At 65.0% G+C, this 14,998-nt stretch carries 13 protein-coding genes; 11 read left to right on the top strand and 2 right to left on the bottom strand.

Annotated features, from left to right (window positions below):
• Positions 1 to 315: 315 nt before the first annotated feature.
• The 7 genes from QSV46_RS00235 to QSV46_RS00205 all read left to right on the top strand — a co-directional run bounded on the left by QSV46_RS00235 (position 316) and on the right by QSV46_RS00205 (position 9,443).
• Entirely contained in the window at positions 316 to 1,707 is a 1,392-nt protein-coding gene (locus QSV46_RS00235; RefSeq protein WP_314944734.1) for a hypothetical protein, read from the top strand.
• Positions 1,708 to 1,927: 220 nt separating this feature from the next.
• Positions 1,928 to 2,128 (top strand): hypothetical protein, encoded by a 201-nt coding sequence (locus tag QSV46_RS00230; protein WP_314946423.1) that lies wholly within the window; start codon positions 1,928 to 1,930, stop codon positions 2,126 to 2,128.
• 74 nt (positions 2,129 to 2,202) lie between these two features.
• Positions 2,203 to 2,853, top strand: a complete 651-nt coding sequence (locus tag QSV46_RS00225; protein WP_314944732.1) for a hypothetical protein — start codon at positions 2,203 to 2,205, stop codon at positions 2,851 to 2,853.
• A 421-nt stretch (positions 2,854 to 3,274) separates the two neighbouring features.
• Positions 3,275 to 4,270, top strand: a complete 996-nt coding sequence (locus QSV46_RS00220) for a nitronate monooxygenase family protein (RefSeq protein ID WP_314944731.1) — start codon at positions 3,275 to 3,277, stop codon at positions 4,268 to 4,270.
• A 25-nt stretch (positions 4,271 to 4,295) separates the two neighbouring features.
• Positions 4,296 to 5,264 (top strand): zinc-binding dehydrogenase, encoded by a 969-nt coding sequence (locus QSV46_RS00215; protein WP_314944729.1) that lies wholly within the window; start codon positions 4,296 to 4,298, stop codon positions 5,262 to 5,264.
• 261 nt (positions 5,265 to 5,525) lie between these two features.
• Complete coding sequence (locus tag QSV46_RS00210; protein WP_314944727.1) at positions 5,526 to 6,899, top strand: cation-efflux pump; 1,374 nt, start codon at positions 5,526 to 5,528, stop codon at positions 6,897 to 6,899.
• A 213-nt stretch (positions 6,900 to 7,112) separates the two neighbouring features.
• Positions 7,113 to 9,443: a PAS domain-containing sensor histidine kinase gene (locus QSV46_RS00205; protein ID WP_314944724.1), complete on the top strand. Its 2,331-nt coding sequence runs from the start codon at positions 7,113 to 7,115 to the stop codon at positions 9,441 to 9,443.
• Between the two features lie 102 nt (positions 9,444 to 9,545).
• On the opposite strand, the gene QSV46_RS00200 is transcribed toward QSV46_RS00205, so the two are convergent.
• Together QSV46_RS00200 and QSV46_RS00195 are read right to left on the bottom strand one after the other, a co-directional pair.
• Positions 9,546 to 10,439: a LysR family transcriptional regulator gene (locus QSV46_RS00200; protein ID WP_314944721.1), complete on the bottom strand. Its 894-nt coding sequence runs from the start codon at positions 10,437 to 10,439 to the stop codon at positions 9,546 to 9,548.
• Positions 10,440 to 10,505: 66 nt separating this feature from the next.
• The gene (locus QSV46_RS00195) at positions 10,506 to 11,069 is read right to left on the bottom strand and encodes a helix-turn-helix domain-containing protein (RefSeq protein WP_314946421.1); all 564 of its coding nucleotides are present in this window, start codon (positions 11,067 to 11,069) and stop codon (positions 10,506 to 10,508) included.
• 109 nt (positions 11,070 to 11,178) lie between these two features.
• On the opposite strand from QSV46_RS00195, the gene QSV46_RS00190 reads away from it, so the two are divergent.
• The 4 genes from QSV46_RS00190 to QSV46_RS00175 are packed head-to-tail and all read left to right on the top strand — an operon-like array spanning position 11,179 to position 14,996.
• Positions 11,179 to 11,967 (top strand): SDR family oxidoreductase, encoded by a 789-nt coding sequence (locus QSV46_RS00190; protein ID WP_314944719.1) that lies wholly within the window; start codon positions 11,179 to 11,181, stop codon positions 11,965 to 11,967.
• Positions 11,968 to 12,026: 59 nt separating this feature from the next.
• Positions 12,027 to 13,121: an alkene reductase gene (locus QSV46_RS00185; RefSeq protein ID WP_314944716.1), complete on the top strand. Its 1,095-nt coding sequence runs from the start codon at positions 12,027 to 12,029 to the stop codon at positions 13,119 to 13,121.
• Between the two features lie 6 nt (positions 13,122 to 13,127).
• Positions 13,128 to 14,129: an NADP-dependent oxidoreductase gene (locus tag QSV46_RS00180; protein WP_314944713.1), complete on the top strand. Its 1,002-nt coding sequence runs from the start codon at positions 13,128 to 13,130 to the stop codon at positions 14,127 to 14,129.
• 15 nt (positions 14,130 to 14,144) lie between these two features.
• The gene (locus QSV46_RS00175; protein WP_314944711.1) at positions 14,145 to 14,996 is read left to right on the top strand and encodes an alpha/beta hydrolase; all 852 of its coding nucleotides are present in this window, start codon (positions 14,145 to 14,147) and stop codon (positions 14,994 to 14,996) included.
• The last annotated feature ends 2 nt before the right edge of the window (positions 14,997 to 14,998 follow it).

Here is a 14,998-nt window from a genome sequence, read left to right as displayed (position 1 = left end):
GAATCCATAACCACGACTGCCAATCGCGTTAGAATCGCGCGCCACGCCGATCTCGCTTCACAATTGCTGCCTGTGGCTATGGATTCCGGGCTCGGCGCTTTGCGCCACCCCGGAATGACGAGTGAGGGCTGAGGCCGGCCCGCCCTCACTTCGGGAAAACCCGGCACACCCGCATCGCCCTCCACCGATCGGCTGACGCTGACGGCTGTGGATCGCGCTAGCTGAAACGTCCAGCACCCCGCCCGCCCCTTGATCTCGGTTCCGCTCTCCAATAGCAACTATGGCGATAATGTGTGCCGGCGTGAGGAAGTCACGATGTGGCTGTTGTTCCTGGTTGCCTGGTTTGCCCTGCTCGCCGCCATTGCGGTCTTTGCCCAGCAGGCGTTTGGTTATGACGTCGCTCACCTGCCTGCCTGGTTCGCGAGCCTGCCCATGCCGCAGCGCATCGCGACCGGCGCGATCCTCGCGCTGGGGCTGGCCCTGATCGGCGCCTCCGCATGGCGGTTCTCGCGCCAGGACCGGCGCCTCAACACCCTGCGTGACCGCCTCAGGAAGACCCGGGGGGACGTTGTCGTCGCTCACGCCCTGCAAAACCATCTCGACGCCACTGTCCAGCACCTTATCGAGAGCGATCCCCGGGAGGCCGTCTCCGCCCTCCACGAAAAACTGGGCGAGACCGAGCAGCGCGCCCTGCTCCAGCAGGGCCGCAACGAATCCACCAACATGCACGACCAGCTTGCCGAAATCCGCCGCCGGCAGCAGAGCCTGCGCGAGATGGTCGGCAAGGTCGCCGATCAACGCCGCGCGGTCGAGCCCGTCTTCACCGAGATCCGCGACCGCCAGAATCAGCTCGAACGCTCCCTGCACGACCTCGAGACCGACGACCGCAAGAACAATCTCGCCGACCGGCTCAAGGACATCACGCGCGACATGTCGACGCTGCTGGCGCGGGTGAACACGGTCCAGGAGACGTTTGCCACCCTCAACCAGTACAAGGAAGATCTGGCGAAATCCCATGCCGAGCTGGTGCCGCTGCGCTCGACGGACGCCGGCATCAACGCCCTGATCGGCGAGCTCGGCCTCAGCCATGACCAGCTCGCCAAGAACATCGAGGAGCTCGAGACCGGCGGCGAAGCGCCGCTCGGCAGCCGCGTCGAGGCGCTGTCGAAGAACAAGATTGAGATCGAGCAGCGCCTCGCCCGCATCGACGACAGCTTCCACATTCTCAAGGCTGTCAGGCTCGACTTCGAAGAGCTCGGCCAGCGCCAGGCCCGGCTGGAAGGTGCGATTGCGGAGGTCGAGACCGACCCGGACGGCAAGACCCTCACCGACCGCCAGAACGCGCTGAACGATTTCGTCCTTCAGTTGCGCCAGCGCCTCGGCGCGTTGCAGGAGACCCGGGCGACGCTGAACGCCTTCAAGGCGGAGCTGTCGAAGTCGCAGGCCGACCTCGTCCCGCTGAAGGCGCCGGTGTTCGGCATCGAGGCGCTAATCGCGGAGGTCGGCACCACGCGTGATCTCCTCGCCAAAACCGTCGGCGAGATCGAGGCGAGCGGCGATGTCACCCTCACCTCGCGCGTCGACGCGCTGACCAGGAGCAAGCGCGAGGTCGAGGAGCGCCTCGCCCGCATCTTCGACAATTTCACGCGCTCGACGCGCTACGAAAAGACATCGGCGGCGTCTTCTCGACGATCAGAAACAGCCTGAACCGCATCGGGTGATCCTGTTGTGGGACGGGTTTCGCTTCACTCTACTCAACCTACGGCGACGCCCTCCGAAACATCCAGACACATCACATCTCCGCGGGTCCGAGATATGCCGCCAACATGTCCCGCGCGCGCCGCAACTTGGACGCATTCGGCCGCCCTTCTGTGAGGCGTGTCTGGGGGCACGGCATGGCCGTGTTTGGACCAAACCTTCTAGGGGTATCACTGTGAAGAAGATTGTAATTGTTCTGGGTGCGACGCTTGCTCTGGTGACGGCTGCGAACGCCGCGGATCTGCCGCGCCGCCAGCCCGTGCCGGTCTATGGAGAGCAGGCGCCGATCGGCAAGATGCCGATTGGCAAGAGCCCGGTTGGAAAGGCCCCGATCGGCAAGGCGCCCGGCCCGGTCGCGGCGCGGTACTGACGCGCAGCGAAAATACGCGCAACGAATCTGCGGACAAGAAATCTGCGTAAGCAGCCGGCAGTCGAGGGCACAGCGTGACGAACAGACCTGCTCGATCGGGATCCTGCATCCTCGCGGGGCTCGCCCTCGCGGCGATGATCGCGTGCCTGATGCCCTCGGCCTCGGCCCATGAAGCGAACAAGCGCGCTGCCGACGCAAATGCGCTTGCCACGACCGACACCGCATCGCGACCGGCGCCGCAATCGACGCGGCGCCCCGTCGCACGCGCGGAGAAGGGTCCCTATTACGTCGACTTCCGCGCCCGCACGGCGGCGAGCTGGGGCCACGCCTTCGTCTGGTACGGCAAGACCAGCGAGAAGGCCGTCGAGGTCGCGGGCCTCACGCCCGCCGGTGACACGCTTGCCTACGTGCTCGGCCACCTCACCTTTGTGCCGTCCGAGACCGGCGCAAGCTACGGCGATCTCGATCCGGAATATCTGACCGCGAGCTACCGCGTCTATCTGAACGAAGCCGACGCCAAGCGCGTGTTCGCCTACATCAAGAAGTTGCAGGCAAGCTCGCCGGTCTGGAATGCCGAGACCACCAACTGCACCGGCTTCATCGGCGACATCGCCGAGTTCATGGGCTTGCAGGTGCCCAGCCGCTGGCAGCGTCCGGAAAACTTCGTCAACCGCCTCAAGGAAATCAACGGCGGCCGCCAGATGGTGCGACTGTCGGCGGAGTAGCCGAAGCCTTGTAGCCCGGATGCAGCGCAGCGAAATCCGGGACCAGCGTCGCTTGTTGCACGAGCCGCCCGGATCGCTGCGCTCAACCATGAGCACCAATCTATGACCGTCACGCTGAGGTGCGCGCTCTGCGGCGCATCGCGCCGCTGAGCGAGCCTCGAAGGGCGACAGCCCGGCTCTCGCAGCGTGGCCGCTCATCCTTCGAGGCTCCCCATGGGACGCGTTGCGTCCCATGCCTCGCACCTCAGGATGACGGAGTAAGACCCCAATTGTCCGCCGCGCGGAATCACCCCCGCCCGTCGCATGATCGCCCCGCCCTCACCGCACGGCCCCGCAATAGACATTTCCCGACCCCGGCGGCATCCTGCCGCCATCAATTGATAACAGAGCTTGCGCGCCACGCAGGCGGGGGAAACAGATCATGCTGCAGACACGGTTCACGAAGCTCGTTGGTGTCGAGCATCCGATCGTCCAGGGCGGCATGCAATGGGTCGGACGCGCCGAACTCGTTGCGGCAGTGGCCAATGCCGGCGCGCTCGGCTTCATCACCGCGCTGACCCAGCCGACGCCGGAGGACCTCACCAAGGAGATCGCGCGCTGCCGCGACCTCACCGACAAGCCGTTCGGCGTCAACCTCACCATCCTGCCCGCGATCAACCCGCCGCCTTACGCCGAATACCGCGCCGCCATCATCGAGAGCGGCATCACGGTGGTCGAGACCGCCGGCAACAAGCCGCAGGAGCATGTCGACGAGTTCAAAAAGCACGGCGTCAAGGTCGTGCACAAATGCACCAGCGTCCGCCACGCGCTCTCGGCTGAGCGGATGGGCGCCGATGCGATCTCGATCGACGGTTTCGAATGCGCCGGCCACCCTGGCGAGGACGACACCCCCGGCCTGATCCTGATCCCGGCCGCCGCCAACAAGATCAAGATTCCGATGATCGCCTCGGGCGGCTTTGCCGACGCCCGCGGCCTCGTCGCCGCCCTGGCGCTCGGTGCCGAGGGCATCAACATGGGCACCCGCTTCATGGCGACCAAGGAAAGCCCGATCCATCAGCTCATCAAGGAGAAGATCGTCGCCAACGACGAGCGCGAGACCGAGCTGATCTTCCGCACCATGCGCAACACCTCGCGCGTCGCCAAAAACGAGATCTCGACCAAGGTCGTCGCGATGGAGAAGGAAGGGGCGAAGTTCGAGGACATTCGCGAACTCGTTGCGGGTGCCCGCGGCAAGATGGTCTATGCGACCGGCAACTCCGACGAAGGCATCTGGTCGGCCGGCCAGGTGCAGGGCCTGATCCAGGACATCCCGAGCTGCGGCGAGCTGATCTCCCGCATCGTGCGCGAAGCGGAGGCCATCATTCGCGGCCGGCTGGAAGGGATGATCGTTCATCCGAGCGCACAAGCCGCGGAATAATCACTGCAAGAAGCGAGAGCAATTCATGAAGGCTTATGTCTACGGCCCTGGCGGCGCTCAAATTTCCGACGTCGCTCAACCAAAGCCTGAAGGCACGCAGGTGCTGGTCCGCGTCCGCGCCTGCGCCCTGAACCGCGCCGACACCGGCATGCGCAGGGGCCACGCCCATGGCGCGGCCGGCGGTGTCGGCACCGTGCTCGGCATGGAATGGGCAGGCGAGGTCGCCGACCTCGGACCGGATGCGAAAGGCGTCAAGGTCGGCGATCGCATCATGGGCTCGGGCGGTGCGGCGTTTGCCGAGTACACGCTGGCCGATCACGGCCGGCTATTCCGCGCGCCCTCGAACATGAACTTCGAGGACGCCGCCACCCTGCCCGTCGCGCTTGCCACCATGTACAATGCCGTCGTCATGGTCGGTGGCGTGCAGCCCGGCCAGAGCGTGCTGATCCAGGGCGCAAGCTCCGGCGTCGGCCTGATGGCAATGCAGATCGCCAAGCTCAAGGGCGCCAAGCTGGTTATCGGCTCCTCGACCGATGCCTATCGCCGCGGCCGGCTGAAGGAGTACGGCGCCGACCTCGCGGTCGACTCCTCCGATCCCAAATGGGTGGACGAAGTGCTCAAGGCGACCGGCGGCGAAGGCGTCGACCTCATTGTCGACCAGGTCTCCGGCCAGCTTGCCAACCAGAATCTCGCGGCGACCAGGATCAAGGGCCGCATCGTCAATGTCGGCCGGCTCGGCGGCACCCATGCCGACTTCAACTTCGACCTGCACGCCGCCCGCCGTATCGATTACGTCGGCGTCACCTTCCGCACCCGCACCATCGAGGAGGTCCGCGAGATCTTCGAGGAGGTCCGGAAGGACATCTGGGGCGCGGTCGAGTCGCGAAAACTGCAACTGCCGATCGACAAGGTGTTTGCGTTCGACGACATCGACAAGGCGTTCGAGCACATGGAGGCGAACAAGCATCTGGGCAAGATCGTCGTGACGGTGTGAGCCATGCGGCAGCGGAGCGAGAGCGGCATGGCCCTCTCCCTCCGCTCGTCATGGCCGGGCTTGACCCGGCCATCCACGTCTTTGCCGCGCGGTACGAAGAACGTGGATGCCCGGGCCTTCGCCTCGCCGAAGCGGCTTCGGCCGCGCAGGCGGGACAAGCCCGGGCATGACGGAGTTGGTGGATCCGCTCCTGCAACTCACTAGCGACTACTCCTGTGGATCATGGCTTGATGTCCGGCGCTAGGCTGCTAAATCCCCGCCATGACCTCCCAGCACAACAAGACCTCGGTCGCGGCGATCTCGATCTTCGCCAGCGGCGGCATGGCGGCGGCCAAGTTCGCGGTCGGGATCGCGATCGGCTCGCTCGCGCTGATCTCGGAAGCCCTGCATTCCTCGATCGACCTGGTCGCGACCATCATCACCTGGGCGGTGGTGCGGGTGTCCGACAAGCCGGCTGACGAGGAGCACCATTACGGCCACGGCAAGCTGGAGAGCGTTTCCGCGCTCGGCGTCACCGCCCTGCTCTACGTGCTCGCCGGCGGCATCCTGGTCGAAGCCTATAGCCGGCTGCGCGAGGGAACCCCGCCGCCGACCATTTCGGCCGTACCCTTCGTGGTGTTGGTGATCGATATCGCCGTCAATCTCTGGCGCGCCCGCGCGCTGCACCGCGCCGCCCGGGAAACCCGGAGCGAGGCGCTCGCCGCCGACGCGCTGCACTTTGCATCGGATGTCATGGGCTCGTGCGCCGTGATCGCGGGCCTTATTCTCGCGGCCTTCGGCTTCTGGTGGGGTGACGCTGCGGCCGCCGTCGCCGTGGCCGTGATGATCGCCCTGCTCGGCCTGCGGATGGCAAGCTCCACGGTGCACACGCTGGTCGACCGCGCGCCGGAAGGCGCCCAGGAGAAGGCCACGGCCGCGATCCGCAGCGTGCCCGGCGTGATCGACGTCGAGCGCCTGCGCGTGCGCATGGTCGGGGCGACCACGTTCATCGACACCATCGCGAAGGTACCGCGGACCTATCCGATCGACCGCGTCGAAAGCATCAAGCGCAACGCGGAAGCCGCCGTCAGCAAGGCATTCGGCGATGCCGACCTCACCTTCACCGCCGTTCCCGTCGCGCGCGACAACGAGACTGTGCGAGACCGCATCATGGTGATCGCGCGCAATTCGGGCCTCGCCATCCATCACGTCACGGTGCACGACCTCGGTGGCAGGCTGATCGTCGGCATCGATCTCGAGGTCGACGCCGAGATGCCGCTCGAGGCCGCTCACGACATCGCCAACACGCTGGAGCGCAACATCCAGGAGGAGTTCGGCGCGGACGTCGAGGTCGACGTCCATATCGAGCCGCTGGAACCGGAACTGCCGTTCGGCGCCGATGCCGCGCCGGACAGGGTGCAGACCATCGCCGCTGCCCTGACGGAATATGCCGCCGGCGGCGAGATCCACGACATCCACAACGTTCGCGTCCGCAACACCGATGCCGGCGAGATCGTCAACTTCCATTGCCGCGCCACGCCGTCGATGAGCGTGATCAAGGTTCACGAACAGGTCGATGCGATCGAGCGCGCGCTGCGCCGTGCGTTCCCGAGCGTGAAGCGCGTGATCAGTCACGCCGAGCCGCCGCGCGCGTGATGGAGTCACGTGTTCTCGTTTCGGACTCATCACGCACATCGATTGACGGACGCAGATCGCGCAAACTCTGCTTTGGATAAGAATAAATCCGCATTAACGATTCGTTGACTCTCGACAGCCTGCGAAAACTGGATTCAAATCGGGCCTGATTCGGAAGCGATGTGGGGCTGCTTCCGAACATCGTCGCAAGCTGGTTTTCAGGGGGCCGAAGGCATGGCGCGTGCAGACGCCGCGAACGCGTGCGTCCAATCCGATTCGATCAAGGGATTGGCGCAATCGATCGCGAAACCTGCCTATCATCGGCTCCTGATCGCGGAGCCGGCGCTGCGACGCGCCGTGCCGACGCTCATCATCGCGTTCCTGATCACGATCTGCCTCGGCGCGTTCGTGCAGGTCGTCGACCAGACGCGCCAGAAGCGGCTGGTGATCCAGAACGACATTTCATTCCTCGCCGAATTTCTCGCCGAGCGCATCGACCGCGTCACCTCCATGCGCGCGGAGCGGCTGAAGACGATCGAGAACCTGCCGACGCTGCTGCCCGACATGATCCCGTCCCGGGCCAGAGTTTCGGGCCGCCACGTCGTCGTCACCTCGGCCGGCGCCGACCGCCGCATCCTCGCCCGCATTCCCATCGACAACGACCCGGCCGGCAACGACCGCCTGCTCGATGCGATCACGACCGCGCAGTTGATCGCGGCTCCGCCGCGCGATGGCAACATCGCCGACATGACACTGCCGAACGGCAACGCCGCGATGGCGACCTCGCGGCCGATCAAGTCGCTGCCGGGCCTGGTCACCGTGATCCAGGAGCGCAACGAGCCGATCTGGGGCTCGGACGCCGCGCTCTCGGTGACGCTGTCGGCGACCACCGGCTTCGTCGTCCTGATCCTCGGCTTCGCCTTCCACTGGCAGTCGACCCGTGCCCGCGAGGGCGACCTGATCAACGACGCCGTGCGCGGCCGGATCGATACCGCGCTCAACCGCGGCCGCTGCGGATTGTGGGACTGGGACCTGTCGCGCGGCCGGATCTTCTGGTCGCAGTCAATGTTCTCGATGCTCGGCCTCGACGGCCGCAACGAGCTCCTCACCTTCGGCGAGGTCAATGCGCTGGTGAAGTCCGACGACATCGACCTGTTCGAGATCGCCAACCAGCTCATCTCCGAGAAGATCGACCACATCGACCAGACCTTCCGAATGCAGCATGTCGACGGTCACTGGATCTGGCTCCGCGTCCGCTGCGAAAAGACGCGCGGCGCGACCGATTCCGCCGTTCATCTGATCGGGATCGCCGTCGACATCACCGAGCAGAAGAGCCTCGCCGAGAGGACCGTGGAAGCCGATTTGCGGCTGCGCGACGCGATCGAGACGATTCCCGAAGCCTTCGTGCTGTGGGACGCGAGCGACCGCCTCGTGCTCTGCAATTCCCACTTCCAGCGCCTGCACAAGCTGCCCGACAGCGCCGTCATCCCCGGCACCTCCTACGAGACCGTGCTGGAGGTCGGCCGCATGCCGGAGGTCCGCACCCGCCACAACGAGACGGCCAGCCAGGGGCCGGGCGCGCGCACCTTCGAGGCGCAGCTCGACGACAGCAGCTGGCTGCACATCAGCGAGCGCCGCACCAAGGACGGCGGCTACGTCTCGGTCGGCACCGACATCACCCGCATCAAGGAGCACGAGCAGAAGCTCGTCGACAACGATCTGCGCCTGCGCGCCACCGTCATCGACCTGAAGCGCTCGCAGGCCGCGCTCGAACGCCAGGCGGGCGAGCTCGCCGACCTCGCCGAGAAATACCAGCGCGAGAAGACCCGTGCCGAGGAGGCCAACCAGACCAAGTCGAAATTCCTCGCCAATATGAGCCACGAGCTGCGGACGCCGCTCAATGCGATCATCGGCTTCTCCGAGATCATGGGCTCGGGCATGTTCGGCGAGCTCGGAAGCGAAAAGTACCAGGAATACTGCCACGACATCCTGACCAGCGGCCATTACCTCCTCGAAGTCATCAACGACATCCTCGACATGTCCAAGATCGAGGCCGGCCGCATGAAGCTCGATATGGAAGAGCTCGACCTGTCGCAGACGCTTGCCGAGTCCCTGCGCGTCGTCACCGGCCGGGCGCAGGACAAGAATCTGATGCTTGATGCCGATATCGCAAAGTCCATCTCCGTCGTCGCCGACCGCCGCGCGACCAAGCAGATCATCGTCAACCTGCTCTCGAATGCGGTGAAGTTCACGCCGGACGGCGGGCGCATCGTGGTGCGCAGCCGCCAGCTCGACGACAGGATCGTGCTGATGATCGCCGACACCGGCATCGGCATCGCGCCGCATTCGCTGGCGCGGCTCGGCCGCCCCTTCGAGCAGGTCGAGAGCCAGCTCACCAAGACCTATCACGGCTCGGGCCTGGGCCTCGCAATCGCTCGCTCCCTGACGCAGCTCCACGGCGGCTCGATGCGGCTGCGCTCCAAGCTTGAAGTCGGCACCGTCGTGCGCGTGACCCTGCCGCGCAACGCGATCAAGGCGGCGTCCGGGATATCGGCCGCGGCCTAGAGCTTCGATCATGATTGCATTAGAATCGAAACTCTAGATTCCTGCTTTGACGCGTTTTCTTCACGCGAACCGGCATCCACTTCGCTTGAAAACGCTCTGTCCCTACGATTGCAGCGACGGCGCGACTTCACGCGCGACATTGACCAGCGCCGCGATCAGGGGCGTCATCGGATCGCGCTGCGGGATCACCATGCCGATGCTGTAATTGACCTCGGGATCGACGATCGGGATCGAACGCACCGTATCGGACAGGCCAAGCGTTTCGGCGAGCTTGGCCGGCATCACGCTGGCCCAGCGCCCCGTCTTCACGTGCGTGAACAGCACGAGCAGTGAGTTCGAGGTCAAGGTCGGCACCGCCTCCGCACCGACCGAGCGGAGCGCGCGGTCGATGATGCGGCGGTTCTGCATGTCGGGCGTGAGCAGGCACAGCGGCACCTGCCCGACCTCCTTCCACGTCACGGTCTCGCGATCGCCGAACATTCCGTCGGGCGCCGTGAGCAGACGATAGCTCTCGTTGTAGAGCGGAATGGTGCGCACCTTGCCGATCGGCTCGTTCTCGATATAGGTCAGCCCCGCATCCACCTCGAGATTCTCGAGCAGTCCCAGCACTTCGGACGATGTGGTGGACTGGATGCGGAACCGCACCTCGGGATGCCTGGCGCGGAACGGCGTCGTCAGCTGGGCGACCATGCCGAGCACGGTCGGGATGGCCGCAATGCGGATTTCGCCGGAGAGCTGGTGCTTCAGCCCGTTGATCTCTTCACGCATGGCGCGGGCATCGCCCACGATCCGACGCGCCCAGTCCAACGCCCGCTCGCCTTCGGGGGTGAAGCCCTGGAAACGCGATCCGCGCTGGACCAGCATCACGCCGAGAATCTCCTCGAGCTGCTTCAGCCCGGTCGACATGGTCGGCTGGGTGACCCCGCAGGCCTCCGCCGCGCGTCCAAAATGTCGCTCCTTCGCCAGCGCCAGCAGCAGTTCAAGCTTGTCGAGCAAACGCGCGTCCCCTTGGATTTCGTCGTGGCATGCAAAGTAGCACGCCCTCCCTCGGCGCCATAGCAATCACGTAGCGGACGCTCGGTTGATCCCGGCATCAATCCAGGCCCGTGTCTGTTCCAGCACCTCATCCGAAAGCGCGGGATCGTCGATCGCCCGGGCGAGGATCACCGCGCCCACCATCGCCGCCCAGCTTCCGATCGCCACGCGGCGTTTGTCCGCCGCATCCACCTTCGGGAGCGCCGCGCCGATACGGTCGATCTGCGATCGCAGGGCTTGCGTCATGGCCGCGCGTGCAGCCGGGCCCTGATGGCGAATGGCGGCCGCAAGGCCCGCGGTCGGGCAACCGCCGGCGGCGTTGTCGCGATGACGGGGCGCAAGATAGTCCTCCACATAAGCGCGAAAATCGCCCCCTCCGCCCGCGTCAAGGGCGAGAGCGTGGGCAAGGGTCTGCGCGATCAGGTCGTCCTTTGAGGCGAAATGGCCATAGAAGCCGCCGTGGGTGAGCCCGGCGGCTTTCATCACCTCCGCCACGCTGATCGCATCGAAACCCTTGTCGCGAAACAGTCGGCTGGCAACCTCCAGAATCCGGCGACGATTCTCCGACATCTGCTCTCGACTGACCTTCATTTCAAAATTCTCCGCCGGCCCGGTTGACATTTACATGATGACCATCATATTTAACTCTAATCATGATGATCATCATGAATATATTGTCATTCGAGAAAAGAGCAATGCCATGACCGTCGTTCCGTCCGTTCTCGTCACCGGCGCCTCCACCGGCATCGGAGCCGCCTATGCCGAGCGCTTCGCGCGCCGCGGGCATGACCTCGTGCTGGTTGCCCGTGACAGGCCACGCATGGAAGCTCTGGCGGCGCGTCTGCGTCAGGAAAATGGCGTGGCGATCGACATCATCCAGGCCGATCTGACCCAGCCCGCCGAGCTCGCCACGGTCGAGGCGAGGCTGCGCAACGACGCCCGCATCGGGATCCTCATCAACAATGCCGGAACGGCGATCGGCGGAAGCTTCATCGAACAGAGCACGGATGACGTGACGCGGCTCGTTGCGCTCAACACGACCGCACTTCTGCGGCTTGCCAGCGCCATGGCCCCGCGTCTTGCGAAGGCAGGCGAAGGAGCGATCGTCAACATCGGCTCCGTGGTCGGCCTGGCGCCGGAGTTCGGCATGACGGTCTACGGCGCTACCAAAGCCTTCGTGCTGTTTCTGTCGCAGGGGCTGAGCCTCGAGCTCGCGCCGAAGGGTGTGTACGTCCAGGCCGTACTTCCCGCCACGACGCGGACCGAGATCTGGGGCCACGTCGGCGCCGACGTCAACACGCTTTCCAACGTGATGGAGGTGAACGATCTGGTCGATGCGGCGCTGGTCGGCTTCGACCGCCGCGAAGCGGTGACGATCCCGCCGCTTCCCGATGCCGGGCAGTGGGACGCGCTTCAGGCCGCGCGCCAGGCAATGCTTCCGAACTATCGGAACGAACGTCCCGCCGAGCGGTACCGCACGCTCGCCTGAGCACCAGCGAAACATTTCGATAACAACTCCGCCGCGGCGGCAACAAACGAAGGTGATCGATGACGAGCAAAACGCTATTTGAGCCTTATCTTCTCGGCTCGCTGACCCTTTCCAATCGGATCGTCATGGCGCCGCTGACGCGCAATCGCGCCGGGCCGGGCTTCGTTCCGGGCGCTCTCGCCGCCGAGTATTACGGCCAGCGCGCGTCGGCGGGCCTGCTGATTTCCGAGGCCACGCAGGTGTCGCAACAGGGACAGGGTTACCAGGACACGCCCGGCATCTACTCCCAGGCTCAGATCGACGGCTGGCGCAACGTCACGACCGCCGTTCACGCCAACGGCGGGCGGATTTTCCTCCAGCTCTGGCATGTCGGCCGCGTATCGCATGTCGACCTGCAAGACAACGGCGCCGCGCCCGTGGCCCCCTCGCCGATCCGCGCTCGCACCAAGACGTTCGTCCACAACGCCTTCGTCGAAGTGTCAGAGCCCCGTGCGCTGACGCTCGACGAGCTTCCAGGAGTCGTGAGCGATTTCCGGCAAGCGGCAGCGAACGCCATTGCGGCCGGCTTCGACGGCGTCGAAATTCACGGCGCCAATGGCTATTTGCTCGACCAATTCGCCAAGGACGGCGCCAATGTCCGCACCGATGCCTACGGCGGATCGGTCGAGAACCGCGCCCGGCTGATGCTGGAGGTTACGGCTGCGGTGGTCGAGGAGATCGGCGCCGGACGCACCGGAATCCGGATCTCGCCGGTATCGCCGGCCAACGGCGTTTCGAGCAGTGATCCTCAGGCACAGTTCGACTACATCGTCGATCAACTCGACGCCTTGGGCCTCGTCTACATCCATGTCGTCGAGGGCGCCACGGGCGGACCGCGCGATGTCGCACCATTCGACTTCGGATCGCTGCGTCGGCGGTTCAAGAACGCGTATATTGCAAACAACGGCTACAACCTCGAACTCGCAGCCTCGCGCCTCTCCGAGGGCATGGCGGACCTGTTCGCCTTCGGCCGACCCTTCATCGCCAATCCCGACCTCGTGGACAGACTGAAGACCAGCGCGACGCTGGCGGAATTCAATCCGGCGACGCTCTATGGCGGTGGCTCCGCCGGCTATACCGACTATCCCACCATCGCAGCCGCAAGCCGGCCCTGAGCCATCATGAGGGCCTTCATCCTCGACAAATACAAGAAGCACGGTGCGCTGCGCTTCGGCGACATGCCGGAGCCGACGTTGCGGGACGACGACGTTCTGATCGAGATCCACGCGGCCGGGCTCAACGTTCTGGATGCCAAGATCCGGGATGGGGAGTTCAAGCTCATCCTGCCCTATCGGCCGCCTTTCGTCCTGGGACACGATTTGGCCGGAACGGTGGTTCGGGTCGGATCGAAAGTCCGGCGCTTCAAGCCGGGTGACGAGGTCTATGCCCGGCCGCGCGATGGCCGGGTCGGGACGTTCGCGGAGTACATCGCCGTCAATGAAATCGATGCGGCTCTGAAACCCAGAAACCTCAGCATGGAGGAAGCGGCTTCCATCCCCCTGGTCGGTCTGACCGCCTGGCAGGCGCTGGTCGAGCGAGCCGAATTGAAGAAGGGGCAGAAGGTCCTGATCCATGCTGGCTCGGGCGGCGTAGGCACCCTCGCCATCCAGCTGGCCAAGCATCTCGGCGCGACCGTCGCGACGACGACGAGCACGGCGAACCTCGAACTGGTCAGGAGCCTCGGTGCCGACGTCGTCATCGACTACAAGAAGCAGGATTTCGAGAAGGTCCTGTCCGGCTACGACGTGGTGTTGAACAGCCTGGGCGGCGACACGCTGCAAAAATCACTGGGCGTGTTGAAGCCCGGCGGCAAACTGATTTCCATCTCCGGCCCGCCGGACCCCGTTTTCGCGAGAGAACAAGGACTGAACTGGCTGCTGCGTCAGGTTGTGCGCCTTCTGAGCTTCGGCGCCCGAAGGAAGGCCACGCGCCATCGGGTCAGCTATTCGTTCTTGTTCATGCGCGCGAACGGCGATCAACTGGGCCAGATCGCATCGCTGATCGAAGCCGGGATCATTCGCCCGGTCATGGACCGGACCTTCCCGTTCGAAGCCACCAACGACGCGTTGGCTTACATCGAGACCGGACGCTCCAGAGGCAAGGTCGTCGTCAAGATCCGATAGGCGAGGAGTATGACCATGCTGCAATCCGCCAAGATAACCAAGTGGATCGACACGCCGACCAGGACTGTCGATGTTGCAGGGACAAGGTTCGTCTACCGGCAGCTCGGACCCGCGGCCGGTGTCCCGGTGGTCCTGCTCAATCACTGGGGCGCGGTATTGGATAATTTCGATCCACGCATCGTCGACGGCCTCGCCACGGCCCGGCCCGTGATCGCCGTCAACTACCGGGGCGTCGGCGCATCTGGCGGCAAGGCGCCGCTCACGGTGGCAGATATGGCCGAGGACGCGATCGCCTTCATCCGTGCGCTCGGCTTCAGCCAAGTCGATCTTCTCGGCTTCTCGCTCGGCGGCTTTGTGGCTCAGGAGATCGTGCTGAGACAGCCCGACCTGGTTCGCAAGCTCATCCTGACGGGTACCGGCCCGGCAGGGGGCGAAGGCATCTCGAAAGTCGGGGCTGTGTCCTGGCCGCTCATCATCAAGGGCATGCTGACGTTCCGCGATCCCAAATTCTACCTCTTCTTCACCTCGACCGCGAATGGCCGCCGCGCCGCGAAAGCCTTCCTGGAGCGACTGAAGGAACGCAAGGCGGACCGCGATAGACCGATCACGATCGCTGCGTTCCTGAGGCAACTCAAGGCGATCAAGGCCTGGGGTACGCAGGCGCAACAGGATCTCGGTGCGATCCGGAACCCCGTTCTGGTCGCAAACGGTGACTGCGACAAGATGGTGCCCAGCAGCAACTCGACCGATTTGGCGCGCCGCCTGCCCAATGCCGAACTCGTGCTCTACGGGGACGCCGGCCACGGTGGCATTTTCCAGTATCACGAAGCCTTCGTGAGCAAAGCGCTGGAGTTCCTCGCGCGCTGATG

The sequence above is a fragment of the Bradyrhizobium cosmicum genome, from assembly GCF_032290525.1.
Lineage (GTDB): Bacteria > Pseudomonadota > Alphaproteobacteria > Rhizobiales > Xanthobacteraceae > Bradyrhizobium > Bradyrhizobium cosmicum_A.
The sequence above is the reverse complement of the archived record's forward strand: the minus strand, read 5'-3'. Positions and strand labels throughout refer to the sequence as shown.

Bases quoted from the DNA above. Each gene is read 5' to 3' on its own strand.
- QSV46_RS00205 (WP_314944724.1), top strand. From the start codon at position 7,113: ATGGCGCGTGCAGACGCCGCGAACGCGTGCGTCCAATCCGATTCGATC.
- QSV46_RS00195 (WP_314946421.1), bottom strand. From the start codon at position 11,069: ATGAAGGTCAGTCGAGAGCAGATGTCGGAGAATCGTCGCCGGATTCTG.
- QSV46_RS00235 (WP_314944734.1), top strand. From the start codon at position 316: ATGTGGCTGTTGTTCCTGGTTGCCTGGTTTGCCCTGCTCGCCGCCATT.
- QSV46_RS00215 (WP_314944729.1), top strand. From the start codon at position 4,296: ATGAAGGCTTATGTCTACGGCCCTGGCGGCGCTCAAATTTCCGACGTC.
- QSV46_RS00210 (WP_314944727.1), top strand. From the start codon at position 5,526: ATGACCTCCCAGCACAACAAGACCTCGGTCGCGGCGATCTCGATCTTC.
- QSV46_RS00175 (WP_314944711.1), top strand. From the start codon at position 14,145: ATGCTGCAATCCGCCAAGATAACCAAGTGGATCGACACGCCGACCAGG.
- QSV46_RS00185 (WP_314944716.1), top strand. From the start codon at position 12,027: ATGACGAGCAAAACGCTATTTGAGCCTTATCTTCTCGGCTCGCTGACC.
- QSV46_RS00220 (WP_314944731.1), top strand. From the start codon at position 3,275: ATGCTGCAGACACGGTTCACGAAGCTCGTTGGTGTCGAGCATCCGATC.
- QSV46_RS00190 (WP_314944719.1), top strand. From the start codon at position 11,179: ATGACCGTCGTTCCGTCCGTTCTCGTCACCGGCGCCTCCACCGGCATC.
- QSV46_RS00180 (WP_314944713.1), top strand. From the start codon at position 13,128: ATGAGGGCCTTCATCCTCGACAAATACAAGAAGCACGGTGCGCTGCGC.